The sequence below is a fragment of the Calothrix sp. NIES-2098 genome (assembly GCF_963875125.1).
In the GTDB taxonomy this organism is placed as follows: Bacteria; Cyanobacteriota; Cyanobacteriia; order Cyanobacteriales; family Nostocaceae; genus Aulosira.
Genome location: NZ_CAWNKJ010000001.1, coordinates 6,402,626 through 6,422,072 on the forward strand (window position 1 = coordinate 6,402,626; position 19,447 = coordinate 6,422,072).

General features: G+C 43.0%; 15 protein-coding genes. 10 read left to right on the forward strand and 5 right to left on the reverse strand.

What is annotated here, in order from left to right:
* Positions 1-53: 53 nt before the first annotated feature.
* The gene (gene grpE, locus AACU33_RS26825; RefSeq protein ID WP_096592429.1) at positions 54-797 is read left to right on the forward strand and encodes a nucleotide exchange factor GrpE; all 744 of its coding nucleotides are present in this window, start codon (positions 54-56) and stop codon (positions 795-797) included.
* A gap of 16 nt (positions 798-813) precedes the next feature.
* On the opposite strand, the gene AACU33_RS26830 is transcribed toward grpE, so the two are convergent.
* On the reverse strand, positions 814-999 hold the full coding sequence (locus AACU33_RS26830; protein ID WP_339376314.1) for a hypothetical protein: 186 nt from the start codon (positions 997-999) through the stop codon (positions 814-816).
* 66 nt (positions 1,000-1,065) lie between these two features.
* Between AACU33_RS26830 and dnaK the strand changes: the two genes are divergently transcribed.
* From dnaK to AACU33_RS26875, 9 genes are all read left to right on the forward strand, one after another.
* A complete protein-coding gene (gene dnaK / locus AACU33_RS26835; RefSeq protein WP_096592435.1) occupies positions 1,066-3,024 on the forward strand; it encodes a molecular chaperone DnaK in 1,959 nt (652 codons plus the stop codon).
* Positions 3,025-3,672: 648 nt separating this feature from the next.
* Positions 3,673-4,800: a molecular chaperone DnaJ gene (gene dnaJ, locus AACU33_RS26840; RefSeq protein WP_096592437.1), complete on the forward strand. Its 1,128-nt coding sequence runs from the start codon at positions 3,673-3,675 to the stop codon at positions 4,798-4,800.
* Positions 4,800-5,057 (forward strand): sulfurtransferase TusA family protein, encoded by a 258-nt coding sequence (locus AACU33_RS26845; protein ID WP_096592440.1) that lies wholly within the window; start codon positions 4,800-4,802, stop codon positions 5,055-5,057. The genes dnaJ and AACU33_RS26845 overlap by 1 nt, the downstream gene beginning before the upstream one ends.
* Complete coding sequence (rsgA, locus tag AACU33_RS26850) at positions 5,054-6,142, forward strand: small ribosomal subunit biogenesis GTPase RsgA (RefSeq protein ID WP_096592443.1); 1,089 nt, start codon at positions 5,054-5,056, stop codon at positions 6,140-6,142. Before AACU33_RS26845 ends, rsgA begins: the two co-directional genes overlap by 4 nt.
* Positions 6,143-6,678: 536 nt before the next feature.
* Entirely contained in the window at positions 6,679-8,271 is a 1,593-nt protein-coding gene (locus AACU33_RS26855) for a glycoside hydrolase family 57 protein (protein WP_096592445.1), read from the forward strand.
* Positions 8,272-8,569: 298 nt separating this feature from the next.
* Positions 8,570-8,782 (forward strand): DUF2997 domain-containing protein, encoded by a 213-nt coding sequence (locus AACU33_RS26860; RefSeq protein WP_096592448.1) that lies wholly within the window; start codon positions 8,570-8,572, stop codon positions 8,780-8,782.
* A gap of 17 nt (positions 8,783-8,799) precedes the next feature.
* Positions 8,800-9,396, forward strand: a complete 597-nt coding sequence (locus AACU33_RS26865; RefSeq protein ID WP_339376315.1) for a hypothetical protein — start codon at positions 8,800-8,802, stop codon at positions 9,394-9,396.
* Between the two features lie 73 nt (positions 9,397-9,469).
* Positions 9,470-11,029 (forward strand): Hsp70 family protein, encoded by a 1,560-nt coding sequence (locus AACU33_RS26870; protein ID WP_096592451.1) that lies wholly within the window; start codon positions 9,470-9,472, stop codon positions 11,027-11,029.
* Positions 11,030-11,096: 67 nt separating this feature from the next.
* Positions 11,097-12,293 carry a WD40 repeat domain-containing protein gene (locus AACU33_RS26875; protein ID WP_096592454.1) on the forward strand — a complete coding sequence of 399 codons (1,197 nt, stop codon included), beginning with the start codon at positions 11,097-11,099 and terminating at the stop codon, positions 12,291-12,293.
* Between the two features lie 165 nt (positions 12,294-12,458).
* Here the strand turns inward: AACU33_RS26875 and AACU33_RS26880 are convergent, their stop codons facing one another.
* The 4 genes from AACU33_RS26880 to nifJ form a co-directional block, all read right to left on the reverse strand.
* Positions 12,459-12,833 carry a DUF1257 domain-containing protein gene (locus tag AACU33_RS26880; protein WP_096592457.1) on the reverse strand — a complete coding sequence of 125 codons (375 nt, stop codon included), beginning with the start codon at positions 12,831-12,833 and terminating at the stop codon, positions 12,459-12,461.
* A 57-nt stretch (positions 12,834-12,890) separates the two neighbouring features.
* Positions 12,891-14,528, reverse strand: a complete 1,638-nt coding sequence (locus tag AACU33_RS26885; RefSeq protein ID WP_096592460.1) for an AAA family ATPase — start codon at positions 14,526-14,528, stop codon at positions 12,891-12,893.
* Positions 14,529-14,770: 242 nt separating this feature from the next.
* Entirely contained in the window at positions 14,771-15,802 is a 1,032-nt protein-coding gene (locus AACU33_RS26890) for a dihydroorotate dehydrogenase-like protein (protein WP_096592463.1), read from the reverse strand.
* 14 nt (positions 15,803-15,816) lie between these two features.
* On the reverse strand, positions 15,817-19,404 hold the full coding sequence (gene nifJ / locus AACU33_RS26895; RefSeq protein WP_096592466.1) for a pyruvate:ferredoxin (flavodoxin) oxidoreductase: 3,588 nt from the start codon (positions 19,402-19,404) through the stop codon (positions 15,817-15,819).
* Between the last annotated feature and the right edge of the window lie 43 nt (positions 19,405-19,447).

Sequence of the window (19,447 nt, forward strand, 5' to 3'; positions counted from 1 at the left end):
TTTGGTAGATGTGGTGAAATAATGCCGCAAATAGTATCTGGGATGAGTGGACAATGATAGACGAAAATAAACAGGTAAACAATACAAGCCAACAATTGGGTGAACCAATAGAGGTAAAGCAAGCAATGAAGAGCGACTCCGCAGCCCAAATTAACTCTAACGAATCTGGCAGCGAGGTGAACGAGCCAGTGACAGCACAGAATAATGTATCAGAAGATACTACATTTACACCAGAAAATGGTGTATCGGCGGCTGAGAGAACTGAACAGGAAACGGCAGCTTTAGCAGAATTGACTCAACAAATCGAATCTCTCAAAGCACAACTAGAAGAGCGCAACACTCAATATCTGCGAATTGCGGCAGATTTTGAGAATTACCGCAAACGCAATCAAAAAGAAAAAGAAGATTTAGAGGTGCAGGTAAAACGCAACACGATTACGGAATTGTTGCCAGTAGTCGATAATTTTGAACGGGCGCGATCGCACCTCAAACCACAAACTGATGGTGAAATGACTATTCATAAAAGCTACCAAGGCGTTTACAAACAATTAGTCGATTGCTTAAAACGCCTAGGTGTATCCCCAATGCGTCCTGAAGGTCAAGAATTCGATCCTAATCTGCATGAAGCCGTAATGCGCGAACCTACGGATGAACATCCTGAAGGAACAGTGTTAGAAGAGTTAGTACGTGGTTATTACTTGGGTGAACGCGTACTGCGCCATGCAATGGTAAAAGTAGCGGCTCCCAAGGAAGATACACCAGCACAAGATAATCAGTCGAGTCCAGCTAACTCATAACCTGTAGTTGCTCGCCTCACTGACCAAAAGTGCCTTGGTTTTTATAAGGGCGAGCATCGCTTACCTCAACTGTAATAAAAAAAAGTAACTGAGGGATGAGGTGGATGAGGCGAATCAGGAAGAACTGGCTTTCCTCATCTTCCCCTGCTTTCTCGTTTCCCCATTTCTCACAAACATTTCCGTAGGTGTTGGTCTGTAACAAAAAAATCAAATAAGATAGTCCGCAAAGCCTCACGGTTAAAAAAAATCCGTAAAATTACTGAACAGTATGGGAAAAGTTATAGGAATCGACTTAGGCACTACTAACAGTTGCGTTGCAGTTTTGGAAGGTGGTCAACCAGTTGTGATCGCTAATTCTGAGGGAGGACGCACAACTCCAAGTATTGTGGGATTTGGAAAGGGGGGCGATCGCTTGGTTGGCCAGCTGGCTAAACGGCAAGCTGTCACTAATGCTGAAAACACAGTCTTCAGTATCAAAAGATTCATTGGTCGGCGTTGGGAAGACACAATAACAGAACGCGATCGCTCACCCTATACCTGTGTCAAAGGTCGAGACGATACTGTTGATGTCCAAATTCGCGGACGTAACTATACACCACAAGAAATCTCTTCGATGATCCTGCAAAAGCTTAAACAGGATGCAGAAAATTTTTTGGGTGAAGCTGTTACTAAGGCAGTAATTACCGTACCGGCTTATTTTACAGATGCCCAAAGGCAAGCGACCAAAGACGCTGGTACCATTGCTGGGTTAGAAGTATTACGGATCATTAATGAACCAACTGCGGCAGCTTTAGCCTTTGGTTTAGATAAGCAAGACCAAGAGCAGCTCATCTTAGTCTTTGACTTGGGAGGCGGCACGTTTGATGTATCCATCTTGCAACTGGGAGATGGAGTGTTTGAAGTCAAGGCAACCAATGGTAATAATCAACTCGGTGGTGACGACTTTGATGACTGTATCTTGCGCTGGATCGTTGAACGCTTCCAGCAACAAGAGAATATAGACCTATCTCAAGATAAGATGGCACTGCAACGCTTGCGTGAAGCAGCGGAAAAGGCAAAAATCGAACTCTCTAGTATGCTCAGTACCTCGATTAACTTGCCGTTTATCACCGCCGATGACAGCGGCCCGAAGCATTTAGAGCTAGAACTCAGCCGTTCAAAATTTGAAGAACTGACAGGGCACTTGATTGAAGCTACCATCGAACCGATGATTCAAGCTCTGAAAGATGCCGATCGCAAAGCACAAGACATCGATCGGATAATTTTGGTAGGTGGCTCTACGCGCATTCCCGCAGTCCAAAACGCTCTCATCAAATTTTTTAATGGCAAAACACCCGATCGCTCAGTTAACCCTGATGAAGCAGTTGCGCTAGGTGCTGCTATCCAAGCAGGGGTTATGGGTGGAGAAGTCGATAATCTGCTGTTATTAGATGTCATCCCCCTATCATTGGGAATTGAAACCTTGGGTGAAGTTTTTACCAAAATCATCGAACGTAACACCACAATTCCTACTAGTAGATCGCAAATTTTTTCCACAGCAGTTGATGGACAAACCTCAGTAGAAATTCACGTTCTGCAAGGTGAACGGGCAATGGCACGAGATAACAAAAGTCTCGGCAAGTTCCTGTTGGCAGGAATTCCTCCAGCTCCCCGTGGTGTACCGCAAATAGAAGTATCTTTTGAAATCGATGTGAATGGCATTCTCAAGGTTGGTGCGCAAGACAAAGGCACTGGTAGAGAGCAGAGTATTCGGATTACTAATACTGGTGGTTTAAGTACCCAAGAAGTCGAGAAGATGCGGCAAGCAGCCGAGGTGTTTGCTGAAGAAGATAAACGGCGTAAAGAACTCGTAGAACTGAAAAATCAAGCCGAAAGTCTATTTTTGAGCTACGAATCGACTATCAAGGACAACGGTGGCTTAATTGCTGATGATATGAAAGTTTTGGCGAATGAGAAAGCCAAACAACTCCAAGCAGCCATGACTAACTCTAATATTTCCTTACCAGAATTTCAGCAGAACTTGGAGGAATTCCAAAAAACTCTATTTGCCATTGGTGCTAACGTATATAACCGTACTAACAGCCACATAGATGTAGAATCGGAAATTTCACAGGAGCAGTTTGCTTCCCAACCAGAGCCACCAATGGGCGGTACGCTAATACCTCAATTTAACTTTGATTTTGATGAAGAAAGCACTGCACAGGCTGATTACGAAGCGATAGATTAGGGATTGGGGAAGAGACAGAGGGGCAGGGTGTAGGGGAGCCAGCGCCGTGGTGAGGCAGTTCCTCATGGGGGAAACCCCCATGAGGAACTGCCGAAAGGGTTTCCCGACTTGAGGCGACTGGCGTGGCAGGGGAGAAACTTCTGCCTTCTGCTCGCTGCTTCTTTTTCTTCCTCAGACCCTCATCTCCCTGAAAATCCTTAAGTTTGCTAGATTGTATAAGCGATTGCCGTGGGCTAAATCTGTCCCAGCACAGATGCCAAAACACCTATGGGGGGTTTTCCACACCTAATTGTGCGGCTAGCCCCTCTAGTGGATGGGCGGGGTTTTACCTGCCACGTAGCACAATTGTAAAAGAGACAGCTTCAGGCAGTGGGAAGTCAGAGCAAATATTTGATTTTGCTCGTCATTTTCGTAGCTTTTATCGTCTCCTACGAGGAAAGCACCTGTTGCTTAATACTTACTGGTGATTTTTGTAAAGGGGAAAAGGTAAAATCAATTATTAACAAAATTTAACTAGTACCTTTCGCCCTCTACTTTCTGCCACGCCACATGCTACCCAGCTTTGATTCCTTAGGAGTACAAGCTGGGAAAACCTTAAGGGCGCAGTGGCTCTTCTGCTTTCTTCCTTCTAACTTTTACCTTTGCTATATGGCCCGCGACTATTATGAAATTCTGGGTGTCTCTCGTGACGCCGACAAAGAAGAAATCAAACAAGCTTACCGCCGCCTAGCCCGGAAGTATCACCCAGATGTGAACAAAGAACCGGGAGCAGAGGAGCGGTTTAAGGAAATTAACCGTGCTTATGAAGTGCTTTCCGAGCCAGAAATGAGAGAGCGTTATAACCGTTTTGGTGAGGCTGGTGTCTCTGGTGCGGCGGCGGCTGGCTTCCAAGATATGGGTGATATGGGCGGTTTTGCCGATATCTTTGAAAGCATTTTCAGTGGTTTTGCTGGTGGAATGGGTGGCCCAACGCAAAGACGACGCAGCGGGCCTGTGCGCGGTGACGATCTGCGATTAGACCTGAAGTTAGATTTTCGGGAAGCGGTATTTGGTGGTGAAAAAGAAATTCGCATTTCGCATTTAGAAACCTGTGATGTTTGTAGCGGTTCGGGTGCAAAACCCGGAACTCGGCCGCGGACTTGTTCGACTTGTAGCGGTTCAGGTCAAGTACGCCGTGTCACGAGAACGCCTTTTGGTAGTTTTACTCAAGTTTCTACTTGTCCTACCTGTAATGGTACGGGAACGGTGATTGAGGATAAATGTGATGCTTGCGACGGTAAAGGCACAAATCAAATCACTAAGAAACTCAAAATTACCATTCCTGCTGGTGTAGATAATGGTACGCGCCTGCGAATTTCCCAAGAAGGTGATGCAGGTCAAAGAGGTGGCCCTCCAGGAGATTTATACGTCTACTTGTTTGTGAATGAAGACGAAGAATTTCACCGGGATGGGATTAACATTCTCTCGGAAATCAAAGTTAGTTACCTGCAAGCAATTTTAGGCTGCCGTTTAGAGGTGGATACGGTTGATGGGCCAGTAGAATTAATTATCCCGCCCGGAACTCAACCAAATACGGTGATGAAGCTAGAAAATCGCGGTGTACCACGCTTAGGCAATCCAGTCAGTCGGGGCGATCATATGCTAACGGTACTGATTGATATTCCTACTAAAGTCACTCCAGAGGAGAGAGAATTGTTAGAGAAGCTGGCTAAAATTAAGGGAGATCGGACTGGTAAAGGCGGTTTAGAAGGATTCTTGGGTAATCTGTTTAAGTAATGAGTGTATCTTCTCTATCATCTCCTGATGCTCAACTTGATTTACGCGGCACTCCTTGCCCGATTAATTTTGTCCGGACAAAATTACGTCTGGAAAAAATGCCACCGGGAGGTTTGCTAGAAGTTTGGCTAGACCCTGGAGAGCCAATTGAGCAAGTTCCTGATAGTTTAGCAATGGCTGGCTATCAGGTAGAACAAATTGCAGATTGCACTGGTTATTTTTCTTTGTTAGTCCGCCGTCCTGCGATCGCCCAATGACAGGAGCAACTAATTTCACCACTGGACAGTTACTCGGTACAGTGTTAGCTGTACAAGCGAATTTTTACCAAGTCCAGCTGGATCAAGAGTTTGGGGAGATGGGGAAGCAAGATTCTTCTCATCCCCCGATGCTTCTGTGTACCCGTAGAACGCGGTTAAAAAAAATTGGACAACAGGTGATGGTGGGCGATCGCGTAGTCATCGAAGAACCCGATTGGTCTGGGGGAAGAGGCGCGATCGCTGATGTTTTACCCCGTCAAACTCAGTTAGACCGTCCGCCAATTGCCAATGTCAACCAGATTATGCTGGTATTTGCTGTGGCAGATCCACCACTGGAACCTTATCAGCTAAGTCGTTTTCTAGTGAAAGCTGAATCTACTAGTTTGGATGTGGTTTTATGCTTGAATAAAAGCGATTTAATTTCACCAAAGATACAGCAAGAAATTAGCGATCGCTTGGTTGGCTGGGGTTATCAACCAATATTTATTAGTGTCAAAAATTGTATAAATATTGACCATTTATCTAAATATTTAAATCATAAAACTACTGTAATTGCTGGCCCTTCTGGCGTTGGCAAATCTAGTTTGATAAATTCACTAGTTCCTAATGTAAATTTGCGCGTCGGGGAAGTATCTGGGAAATTAGCTCGCGGTCGCCATACTACCCGTCATGTAGAATTATTTGAACTACCTAGCCAAGGTTTACTAGCAGATACTCCAGGCTTTAATCAACCCGACCTCGATTGCACTCCAGAAGAATTAGTATATTATTTCCCCGAAGCGAGAGCGCGGTTAGCAGTTGCTAGCTGTAGATTTAGTGATTGTTTGCATCGGGAGGAGCCTGACTGTGCTGTGCGGGGTGATTGGGAACGCTATCCACATTATCTGCAATTTTTAGACGAAGCGATCGCTTATCAAACTCAGCGTAACCAGCAAGCAGACCCCGAATCTAACCTGAAACTGAAAACTAAAGGCAAAGGTCAAACTCAGTACGAACCAAAGTTAGAAAGTAAAAAATATCGTCGTGTTTCTCGCAAGACGCAACTGCAAGCTTTGCAAGATTTGTATCAAGACAGTGAGGAATAAGAAAATCGCCAAGCTTGTAACGATATAAATACTAAATCACATTGTCTTTTATTTAATTTACATAGAATTAGCCATTAAAAGATTGATAAAAAATCAGTCTTTCTAATTTTGAATTACTTGTGTCTCAATACCCTTGTTGCTGCACCTAGTTCAAAAGATGTCACAGAAAGTATAATTTTTCCCGCAGGCGATATTTACATTGATGCACCTCCCTGAGAATCTAATTTATACTGCAAACAAATAGATTTACCGAGCCGCCCGATCGAGTAGTCTATAAATACCAGAATTCAAGCTTGTTTGTTTAAAATTGCGTAGGCGCAAAGCGGCTTGTCGTTAGACATCGCCTAGCAAATGCATCTGCAAGAAAATTTATCTAGACTCTTCATTAAAATATTCAGATTAAAATTTTTCCAAAATAAAAAAATTATCAGAAAAAATCATTAAATAATGTCACGATCCCAATAAAGTCTTAAAATATTGTTAATTTCTGCCAAACCTCTCGACCTTCAACTTACACGTACCACCCCAGAATAACTATGGCTAAAGGCTACGTCGCGCTAGTACTCCACGCACATCTGCCCTTCGTTCGTCACCCAGAAAGTGATTATGTGTTGGAGGAAGAATGGCTATATGAAGCCATTACTGAAACTTATATTCCCTTATTGAAAGTATTTGAAGGCTTAAAGCGAGACGGCATCGACTTTAAAATTACGATGAGCATGACACCACCTTTGGTATCAATGCTCCGCGATCCGCTGTTACAAGAACGCTATGATGCACACTTAGCCCAACTAGAAGAACTCATAGAACTAGAAGCTGAACGTAATGTTCACAACGGTCATATTAAATATTTAGCCGAACATTACGCCGCAGAGTTTAACGAAGCGCGTCAGATATGGGAACGCTACAAGGGCGATTTAGTGACAGCGTTTAAGCAGTACCAAGATACTAATAACCTGGAAATCATTACTTGTGGTGCTACTCACGGCTACTTCCCATTGATGAAAATGTATCCACAAGCCGTGTGGGCACAAATTAAAGTAGCTTGCGAACACTACGAAGAAACCTTTGGACAAGCACCTAGAGGTATTTGGTTGCCGGAATGCGCCTACTATGAAGGTGTAGAGCGAATGCTGGCAGATGCAGGATTGCGCTACTTCCTCACCGATGGACATGGGATTCTTTACGCCCGTCCCCGTCCGCGATTTGGCACTTATGCCCCTATTTTTACCGAAACTGGTGTCGCTGCCTTTGGACGAGATCACGAATCTTCTCAACAGGTATGGTCTTCGGAAGTGGGCTATCCTGGTGCGCCAGAATATCGCGAGTTTTACAAAGACTTGGGCTGGGAAGCTGAGTATGAGTACATCAAGCCCTACATCATGCCCAATGGACAGCGCAAGAATACTGGGATTAAGTATCACAAAATTACCGGACGCGGCTTAGGGCTTTCAGATAAAGCACTCTACGATCCTTATTGGGCAAGAGAAAAAGCAGCAGAACACGCTGCCAACTTTATGTATAATCGAGAACGGCAGGCTGAACATTTGCATGGAATCATGCAGCGTCCGCCGATTATTGTTTCGCCCTACGATGCCGAGTTATTTGGGCATTGGTGGTATGAAGGCCCTTGGTTTATTGATTACCTATTCCGTAAATCATGGTATGACCAAGGAACCTACGCCATGACTCACTTAGCAGATTATTTACGGGCAGAACCGACTCAGCAAGTTTGTCGTCCTTCCCAGTCGAGTTGGGGTTTCAAGGGATTCCATGAGTATTGGTTAAACGATACAAATGCCTGGATTTACCCGCATTTGCATAAAGCAGCCGAACGCATGATTGAAATCTCCCACTTGGAACCAGAAGATGAATTGCAATGGAAAGCCTTAAACCAAGCAGCGCGGGAGTTACTATTGGCACAATCTTCCGATTGGGCGTTTATTATGCGCACGGGAACAATGGTTCCCTATGCCGTGAGAAGGACGCGATCGCACTTAATGCGGTTTAATAAGCTTTACGAAGATGTGAAAATTGGCAAAGTTGATAGCGGCTGGCTAGAAAAAGTCGAGTTGATGGATAATATCTTCCCGAATCTCAACTATCGCGTTTATCGTCCGTTGACATAATTTCAGAGATAACAAACACATAGACATCAAAAGTAGGGTAAGCGATGCTTACCTTATTTTTTTTAATTATCTTCTGCCCGATTGACTTATAGTAGTACTTTAGTACTAAAATATGAAAATACTGTTATACCATTTCGCAGAAATTTTGATACACTTAACTCTCCCAGCTTGCCTAGATGTATCAGCGTTAATGTGAAAAAGTATTAGTGCCAGTACTGATTGCCATTGTTGGGAATTTGCTACAACATGGTGATTATTATGTCACTTCCAAACTGATAAAAATCAAAAATCTATACTTATGGCTGAGTATCAAAAAATTGAGTACCGCATTGGTAAAGATGGGAAAATTACTGAAACAGTAATTAATGCTTCTGGTTCGAGTTGTACGAATACAACATCAGAAATCGAAAACGCTTTAGGAAAAGTAGAAAATCAAGAATTATTGCCTGAGTATTACGAAGGTAGTGAAGGTGAAACAGCAACAGAAAACCAATCTCTCAAACAAATTTAAGAGGGATGCAGATGGGAATGTTTTCTCCTTTAAGCCTTTTAACAATGGCAATAGAGTTTTGTCTAGTGCTGTTGATAGTTCCAGCGATTAAGGCTGTAACAAGCCAAAAACCAGACTTAGGATTACAAATTAAACTTCTAGAAGATGAACTCCAAACGTCACATCAAAAATATTTAGAATCCCAAGAAAAGATACAGAAACTTATTTCCGAAAAAGCAGCCTTGCATCAAGAAGGCTTACGACTACATGAAGAATTACAACAACAGCATCTTGAACTGACAGAAGAATTTCGCATTTCTACATTTGAGCAATTGCAGACATTGCTGACCAACTATCCCAGCATTTACCAAATGGTGAGTGTGAAACCAGAATTACCTGCAAAAAATTTACTTTCGTTGTTTACGCCTCTAGATAATTTGCTTGGTAAATGGGGCTACGAACAAATAGGCAAACCTTGGGAACAAGTTACTTATAATTCCCAACTTCATCAACCAGACACCGCTGATATTACTGAAGGAGAGTTAGTTTACATTCGATTTATCGGTTATCAGCATCAAGGAAAAATTCTTTGCCCAGCCAAAGTTAGCCGCACTTTACCAGGACAGGGGAAGTGAGGGAAAAGGGAGATATGGAAGAGGGGGAAGACAAGGGGGACAAGGGAGAAAAATGACAAATGACAACTGAGCAATGACTACAGTAATAATTGATTTTGGTACAAGTAATACTGTTGTTTGTACTACAGATTTGATTACGCAAAAACCCCGTACATTGCGATTTGATTCGATGTCGCGTCGGTTTGAACTTGGGGCGGAACAGGTAAGCGTTGTACCAAGTTTGGTGTTTGTGGAAGGGCAAAATAGTGTTTTATTTGGTGAATCTGTACGCGCCAAACGCTTAGGGTTTGCCCAGCCCGAACGCTGTTTTCGCGCTTTCAAACGCGATTTGGCAGCAGATTTTGTACCACCTCCACGACAATTAGATGGTAATAGTTATAGTGCTGAAGTAGTTTCAGAACTATTTCTAAGAGAAATTTGGCAGCAAATTGAACAGCAACTACAACCAAGCCACGCTATTTTCACAGTTCCCGTAGGTGCGTTTGAACGATATCTTGATTGGTTCCGCAACTTAGGCGACAAGCTAAATATTCCCGCAGTGCAAATTGTGGATGAATCGACAGCAGCCGCCCTTGGTTATGCAGTCAAGCGTCCTGGTGCTGTAGTTTTGGTAGTTGATTTTGGTGGCGGAACCCTAGATTTAAGTTTAGTGCGGACTGTTAGCGTTGCTTCCGAACAGCAAGCAGTACGCGCTGAAGTTTTAGCCAAATCTGATGCTTTTATTGGCGGTGTAGATATTGATACCTGGATTGTCGAACATTATCTGCAAAAAATCGGTTCCTACCGTGCGGAAGTAGGAGAAATCGGTTTTATGAATTTATTGGAAGTAGCAGAAAGGGTGAAAATTCAACTTTCAACAACAGATGAAGCCAAAGAAGCTTGGTTTGATGATGAAAATTTTATGTCCCATGAATTGCAGCTAGATAGGGACGAATTAGGCGAAATTTTAGAAAATCAACAATTATTAGAACAGTTAAGACAAACAATAGATGAAGTATTAGTGATCGCACTTTCTAAAGGTATCGCCAAATCTGCCATCGAACAAGTTTTATTAGTCGGCGGCACTTGTCAAATTCCCGCGATCCAACAACTAGTAATTTCTTATTTTGGCAGACAAAAAGTAAAGCTAGATAAACCATTTGAAGCTGTTGCACATGGCGCATTAGCACTTAGCGAGATGACAGCAGTTGATGATTACCTGCGCCACAGTTATGCTATCCGGCTTTGGGAACCCCACAGCAAAACTTATTCTTATTTCACTTTGATTGAAAAAGGTGCAAAATATCCAGGGGCGCGTTCTGAAAATTTAACTTTGCAAGTAGCCACCGAAGGACAGCGAGAAATTCGCCTTGATATTGGCGAAGTAGCAGAAGTTTCGCAAGCAGAAGTTTCTTACGATGTTCAAGGCAGAATGACGAGTAGCCAGTTAGTAAAACAAGATAGCTATCGTTCTTTAGAAACTCATCATCAACAAGTATGTGTTGCCCATCTCGAACCACCTGGACAAACAGGAGTAGACAGAATACAAGCACAATTTGAAGTTAACGAACAACGGATATTAGTAGTAACGGTCAAAGATTTATTGACGGGGAAGATGTTAGTAAATAAAAGTGCGATCGCTAAACTCAAATAATCCCCTCTCTGCGCCCTCTGCGTCTTGGCGGTTCGTTTAAACAAGAACCATAAATTAGTAAAATGCAATGCCAGAAAATCAGAAGCAACCTAGAGAATATGATGTTGTGTTAGGTGGGCAAATCTTACCACCTGCTGATGGTATTGTTTTAGGTGGCATAGAGGGTGTTAAAAGCCGCTTGAGAAGTTTAGATATAGAAGTAAAAAATGCCGCACTAAAAGAAGCATTAAATTACGGACAAGCAGGTTTAGACTTAGTAATTCATACTTGGCAATCTGAATCAGGAAAGTTAAAGTGGGCTGCTTATTCCTTACTTTGCCACCGGGAAGAAGCAAGAGTCAAACAGTCTTTACAAGAATATAATCCCTGGCTAAATATCACTTGTCTACATAGTTTACAGCAGAATAAAGGCATCACATCTGTTGCCATTAACCCAAATGGGAGAACTTTTGTCAGTGCTGGAAGCCCTATTAATATTTGGGATTTGTATAGCGGACAACTTCAAACTATTTCAATAAAAGATTTCAACGTTCAATCCTTGGTTATTAGCCCAGATGGAACAACTTTAATTAGTAGAGGAGGCACTTATGCTGGGGGACGAAAAATAGAAGTTTGGAATTTATATACTGGATATCATAAAAAAACTTTAAAAGAATCTACTGACAGCGTTTTTTCCCTAGTTATTAGTCCAGATGGAAAGACTGTTGCCTGCGGCAGCGAGTATAGTGAAATTAATGTCTGGGATTTGCAGACAGAAAAAATTATACGTACTATTAGCGGACATTCACACTACTTAGTTCAAGCATTAGCTATCAGCATAGATGGAAGAACTCTGGTTAGTGGTAGTAATGACAAAAACATCAAAGTGTGGAATTTTGAAACTGGAAAACTAATACACACTTTTAAACAGCATTCAAATGGTGTTGAGTCTGTAGCTATTAGCCCAGACGGGCAGACAATTGTTAGTGGTAGTAAAGACAAAACAATTAAAGTATGGAATTTACAGACAAAACAGCTTCAGTTCACACTTGAAGGGCATTCCGATTGGGTTTATTGTGTAGATATTAGTCCAGACGAAAGCACTATTATTAGTTGTGGTAGAGACAAAACTATCAGAATTTGGAACTTGCAAACTGGGGAATGCCTACGCATTCTCAAAGAACATACTGATGCAGTTTATTGTGTAGCTATCAGTCCTGATGGCAAGACTCTTGTCAGCGGCAGTAGAGATAAAACTATCAAAATATGGGGTATTAAGTCTTAGAAAAAGCGATCGCCTAACTCAAGTGATTGGGAATACTAATTAGTAAGCTCATCAGAAGCCGGATACTACTATCAAATTCCATTAATTTATCGCTCATATTTGTAAGAATAGTAAGTTTCATATCCCCGACTTCTTCAAGTCGGGGATTTTTTTGCTGACAATCAATTACACCCAACGCCCTACAACTACCCGCACTGTTCCATCTGCTAATACTTCTTCGTCCTCCACATTAAAGCCTTGTTCTTGCACTGTTGCCATCAAGGTTTTATGAGCATATTTTTGACTAATAGAATTAACAAACTGCTGTTGATTGATTTTTGCTCCCCAAAAGTCTGCAACTATTTCGTAGTTTTCACCATTGCGGCGAAAACCCAAGTCATAACCGTTTTTTTGGCGAATTACATACTCGGCTTGAGTGGTACTACCTTGATATCCGCGTACATTAGTGTTGCATTCAACTTGATAGCCCAATTCTTGCAACACTTCATGGAGAATTTCACCGCGTTTGATTTGAACTTTGATAGTTGTGAAATGAGACATAATTGATTATGGTTTGTAGATTTCAAAAAAATTGCAGAGAACGCAGAGTTTTTCTTGTTAATCAACTTCTAATGGCCCGATTCCTTGTTGGGTTGAGTATTGCTTTAATTCCTCCACTAATTGAATATCATTGGATGCAGCCCTTGCACCTGCTTCTGCGGCCCATTGCTTTAAGGCTTCAATTTGATTGCGGGCGATCGCAGCTAAGGGTACTGTCTGCGCTACAGCCTGTAAAATATCTTCTGTATTGAAGTCTCGTCTTTGTCCCTCAACTCTTGTGGAAAATGCTTGGTGCATGGCATCGATAATTACTTGCTCAATTTCTGCACCACTGAAGTTAGGAGTCTGTTTGGCTAACAAAGCTAAGTTAAATTCTCGCAGGCGACTAGGGCGTAACCTTTGCAAATGCACTTTAAAAATTTCTTGGCGTTCGGGTTCTGTAGGTAAATTTAAAAAGAAAATCTCGTCAAATCTGCCTTTGCGTAACAATTCGGCTGGTAATATTTGCACATTATTTGCGGTGGCGACAATAAATACTGGACTGGTTTTTTCTTGCATCCAGGTAATCAAACTGCCAAATACCCGGCGCGATGTTCCTGAATCCCCATCAATACCAGTGGTAATATTGCCAAAGGCTTTGTCAATTTCATCAATCCATAAAACGCAAGGTGCCATTGCTTCGGTTAGCTGAATCATTTGGCGGACGCGGCTTTCGCTTTCACCAACAATTCCACCAAATAATCGCCCAGAATCTAATCTCAGTAGGGGTAAGCGCCATTCATGGGCGATAGTTTTGGCGGAGAGGGATTTACCTGTTCCTTGTATCCCCACCAGCAACATACCTTTGGGGTTAGGAATACCGTAGCGTCTGGCTTCTTCGGTAAAAGCATCTTGACGCATCAGTACCCATTGCTTGAGTTGATCTAATCCCCCGACGCGTTTGAGTGATTCTTGCGGTGTGAAAAATTCTAAAATTCCAGTTTGTCGGATTGCTTGCTTTTTTTCTTCCAACACACCATCAATGTCAGACTCATTTACCTGCTGTTTGGCGGCTAAGGCTTTTGCTAACACCCTAGAAATCCGAGTGCGACTTAAACCTTGACAGGCTTTAACTAACTGTTCCCGCGCCAAACCAGAAACATTTAATTTATCAGGTACTACTAATTTTTGAATTAAATAATCGATTTCGCTGACGCTAGGTAAGGGAAAATCAACGACTGTCACCTCTTGCAGTAACTCGTCGGGAAGTTCTAAAGTATGGCTGGTCGTAATAATAGTTTTACGCGATCGCTTTAACTCTCGGGTCAAGTTTCGTAACTCTCGGACTATAGGTGCATTCTTCTCGGTGGTAGGGTTTTTCACAAATGGATGCAAATCTCGCAGTACAAACATCGCCGCTGTTTGAGCATCAGCTTTGGCAATGCGTGCTAATGCAGCCATCACCGAACCTTTATCTGCACCATTGTCACTCCAACCCCGAACAATATCCCAAAATAAAACCTGTCGTTTGGGCACAGAACGCGACGCAACTTGTAGCAGCACTTCTTCTACAGGTTCTTCTTCAACGGAAATCACATACAGTAAGGGATACCTTGCCCGAATCATCAAATCAAGTTGCTCTACCAAGGAGGCGTATTGCTGACTCTGACTGTTATCAGTTGCATCTCCTTTCCCATTTTGATGAAAGTTACTCATCTTGCCCCGACTTTGGGTTAATTAGTAATGGCGTGGCGACTTTAGACCTGAGTAGAGGTCTGCTAGCGTAGAACATCTGTACTCATATTGAGTTACTTTAGTGTATTCGCTTTTTGCCGGATTGCCAAGGGGCATCGTAAAGATAGCAGAGGGAGCAGAGGTAGCAGAGGAGCAGAGGAGAGTGACAATATCCAAAGTCACAGTTTTGCTGTTCTCCGTTCCCTGTTCCCTTATTGAACAAATTAGCCAAAATAGTAAGATGTATCGTGAGCAGCTTTCCATTCTGGCTTGTAGGTAGAGAGCGATCGCATATATTGCGCGCGTTCAAAAGCACTGGGATCTGGGCAATGTTTCTGACTCAGACTGCCCTGCATTTGTTTGATTGATTCGTACTCGTGTTTTTCCATCCATTGGCATATTTCCTGCTCGATGACTCGAATGTGGTTGATACCATGTCGTAGCAGTACGCTGGCAAACATTGCGATACTCGCACCAGCCACGATCGTTTTGACTACATCTTCGCCTTTATGAACGCCACTAGTTGCAGCTAAATCTGCTTGAATGCGACCATAAAGTATTGCAATCCAACGTAAGGGTAAGCGCAATGACTGCGGCGTACTTAAAAGTACGTTGGGTTCCACCTCTAAAAGATTGAGATTAATATCCGGTTGGTAAAAGCGGTTAAACAATACCAATGCATTTGCACCTGCTTCATCTAAACGTTTTGCCATGTTGGCCATGTTCGTAAAGTAGGGGCTGAGTTTGACTGCGACAGGAATAGTTACTGTTGCTTTCACTGCCAGCAGAATATCAATATAAGTCTGCTCAATTTCTGCACTCGTCAATTCCATATCAGTAGGGACGTTGTAAATATTCAGTTCCAGTGCGTCTGCTCCTGCTTGCTGAATCTGTTTGGCATAGTTCGTCCAACCGCCAACCGAAGAGCCGTTAAGGCTAGCAATAATTGGAATACTTACCTTCTGTTTGGCTTTGTGAATATGCTCCAAGTAAGTTTCTGGCCCTACCCGAAAGCTCATGGGTTCGGGAAAGTAAGTGAGAGCTTCAGGAAAGCTTTCAGTACCGTAAGTCAGGTGATAGTGAAGTTCATAGCGTTCTAAGCGCAACTGTTCTTCAAATAGCGAATGCATCACTACCGCCGCCGCACCTGCGTCTTCCATGCGTCGAATGTTGTCAATGTCTTCAGATAGGGGAGATGCAGCAGCAACCAAAGGCGATCGCAATATCATTCCCAGATAAGATGTAGTTAAATCCATAATAACCTCCTGCACTAGGCTTTATGTAGTTGGCGTGCAGCCAAATACTGATACATCTGCCAACGGGTATTTACATCTTCTTGAGCTTCTTGAAGTAACTGCTTCGCCGCTTCTGGACTACTCTTAGTCAACATCTTGAAGCGGTTTTCCAAGTACATATATTGCTCTATTGGTAATTTAGGCGATCGCGAATCTAGCTGTAATGGGTTTTCTCCCTGCTTGACTCGCTCTGGATTAAACCGATATAACAACCATTGACCGGAATCGACAGCAGCTTTTTGATTCTGCATTGCTGTACTCATGTTGATGCCGTGGGCGATGCAATGGCTATAAGCAATAATTAGTGATGGCCCTGCGTAAGCTTCCGCTTCGAGGAACGCCTTCAGAGTGTGTTCATCTCTTGCACCCATTGCCACACTTGCAACATAAACATTGCCGTAAGTCATCGCCATTAAGCCTAGGTCTTTTTTACCAGCAGCTTTTCCGCCAGAGGCAAATTTAGCTACTGCTGCTTTCGGAGTGGCTTTAGAATTTTGTCCGCCTGTGTTGGAATAAACTTCTGTATCGAGGATGAGAATATTCACGTTGCGTCCGCTAGCTAAGACGTGATCTAATCCACCAAAGCCGATATCATAACCCCAACCATCACCACCGATAATCCAGACGCTTTTCTTCACCAGGTAATCAGCCAGGGATTTAAGAGTCCTGAGTTTTGAGTTTTGAGTGTCGAGTGCAATCAGTTCATCTAATTGCTTTTTCAGTATTTCTACTAGTTTGCGTTGTTCCCAAATATCGGCTTCGTCTTTTTGTACTGCCTTGAGAATACTATTTACTAAATTTTCGCCTAGTTCTGGCGTGAGTTGAAGGAGTAATTGCGCCGCAAATTCTGCCTGTTTATCGATAGAAACGCGAAAACCAAGACCAAATTCGGCGTTATCTTCAAATAACGAGTTAGACCAAGCCGGGCCGCGTCCTTCGGCGTTGTGCGTCCAAGGAGTAGTCGGTAAATTGCCGCCATAAATCGAAGAACAACCAGTAGCGTTGGCGACAATCATGCGATCGCCAAATAATTGTGTGGCTAACTTAATATAAGGTGTCTCGCCACAACCAGCGCAAGCTCCAGAAAACTCAAATAACGGTTCTTGCATTTGCTGCTGGTTAATATGAGTTAGCTTCAAATCTCGTCTATCTGGATTAGGGATACTTAAGAAGAAATCCCAATTTTCCCGTTCTTGTTCTCGTAATGGCAATTGCGGAGCCATATTGATAGCTTTGCGGCGGAGTTCTGTTTTATCCTTCGCTGGGCAAACATCTACGCAAATACCGCAACCCGTACAATCTTCGGCTGCTACTTGGATAGTGTATTTTAAACCTTTCCAATCGTGGTCTTTAGCATTCGTACTCTTGAAAGTCGCTGGTGCCTTTTCTAACTCCTGCGGTTCGTAAACTTTACTACGAATCACGCTATGAGGACAGACCATCACGCACTTACCGCACTGAACGCAGACATCGGGAACCCAAACAGGTATTTCTTGAGCAATGTTGCGTTTTTCCCATTTCGCTGTACCAGTAGGATACGTACCGTCACATGGTAAAGCACTCACGGGTAGTTCATCTCCTGCACGGGCAATCATTTTACCCAGGACATCGCGGACAAAAGTAGGCGCAGTCTCAGGGATTGGGGATTGAACAGCAGATGCGGAGAATTTTTCTCCAATTTCTACTGCATATAAATTATCCAAGGTGGTATCTACGGCCTTGATATTCATCTGGACAATTTCATCGCCTTTCTTACCATAAGTCTTGCGGATGGACTTTTTAATTTCTGCGATCGCTTCTTCTCGTGGTAATACACCAGATAAGGCGAAAAAACAAACCTGCATTACCGTGTTAATGCGTCCAGCCATACCTGCTGCACGGGCGACTTTGTAAGCGTTAATTACATAAACTTGCAGATGTTTTTGAATAATTTGCTCTTGTACTGAGGTTGGTAAATGCTGCCAAACTTCTTCTTTGTCGTAAGGAGAATTAATTAAGAATGTACCGCCGGGAATTATGTCTTTAAGAATCGGGAATTTTTCTATAAAATCCCATTGATGACAAGCAACGAAATTCGCTTTAGTAATTAAATATGTAGAGCGAATTGGTTGGGCACCAAAGCGGAGATGGGAAACTGTAACTGAACCTGATTTCTTAGAGTCGTAGACAAAATAACCTTGGGCGTAATTGTTTGTGTCTTCGCCAATAATTTTGATTGAGTTTTTATTAGCACCTACTGTACCATCTGCACCCAAACCATAAAAAATGGCTCTAACTATATTGTCTGGTTCAATATTAAATTCTGGGTCATAATTCAAGCTGGTGTGGGTGACATCATCGTTAATTCCCACCGTGAAATGATTTTTCGGTTCAGCCGCCGCCAAATTATCAAATACGGCTTTCACCATTGCTGGAGTGAATTCTTTAGAAGATAAACCGTAACGACCACCGATGATTTTGGGGAGAGGCAAGGGGGACAAGGGAGATGAGGCTTTTCCTGTTTCCCATGCTTCATGAATTGCAGCGACCACATCTAAATATAAAGGTTCGCCTGATGCGCCAGGTTCTTTGGTGCGGTCTAAGACGGCGATGCTACGGGTAGTTGCTGGTAAAGCGGCGACAAATCTTTGGGCATCAAAGGGGCGATACAATCTGACTTTAACAACACCAACTTTTTCACCGCGATTATTTAAATAATCTACGGTTTCGTGGACAGCTTCACAACCAGAACCTATGAGGACAATAACTCGTTCGGCTACTGGGTCGCCGTAATATTCATATAGTTGGTACTGTCGTCCAGTCATCGCCGCAAATTCATCCATCACTTTTTGAGTGATTTCTGGACAGGCTAGATAGTAAGGATTAACGGTTTCCCTAGCTTGGAAGTAGACATCAGGGTTTTGCGCCGTACCGCGTAAAACGGGTTTATCGGGAGTGAGAGCGCGGGAACGATGCGCCAGTACTAATTCATCAGGGATAAATTTTCGTAAATCTTCCTCTGCTAACAGTTCCAGTTTGTTAATTTCGTGGGAGGTACGGAAGCCATCAAAAAAGTGCAGAAATGGTACTCGTGATTCTAACGTCGCTCGCGTGGAGATTAAAGCAAAATCGTAGCTCTCTTGCACTGATGCAGCACACAGCATAGCAAAACCAGTACTCCGCGCTGCCATCACATCGCTGTGGTCGCCGAAAATGGAGAGGGCTTGAGCAGCGAGCGATCGCGCGGCAATATGAAATACTGTAGGTGTTAATTCTCCAGCAATTTTGTACATATTCGGGATCGTTAACAATAATCCCTGAGATGCGGTAAATGTGGTTGTGAGCGAACCTGTTTGCAAAGCACCATGTACAGCACCAGCAACACCACCTTCACTCTGCATCTGTACTACTGATGGAACAGTTCCCCAAACGTTAGGTTTTCCTTCACTAGACCACGTATCTGCCCACTCGGCCATTGGTGAAGAAGGAGTAATTGGGTAAATGACAATGACTTCATTTAATTTATAGACTACTTGGGCTACAGCTTCATTGCCATCAATGGTTGCAAATGTTCTGTTCGTCATTTTGGTTCAACCTTTGCCAGCTTCTCTGCCTTGATTTTTCTGG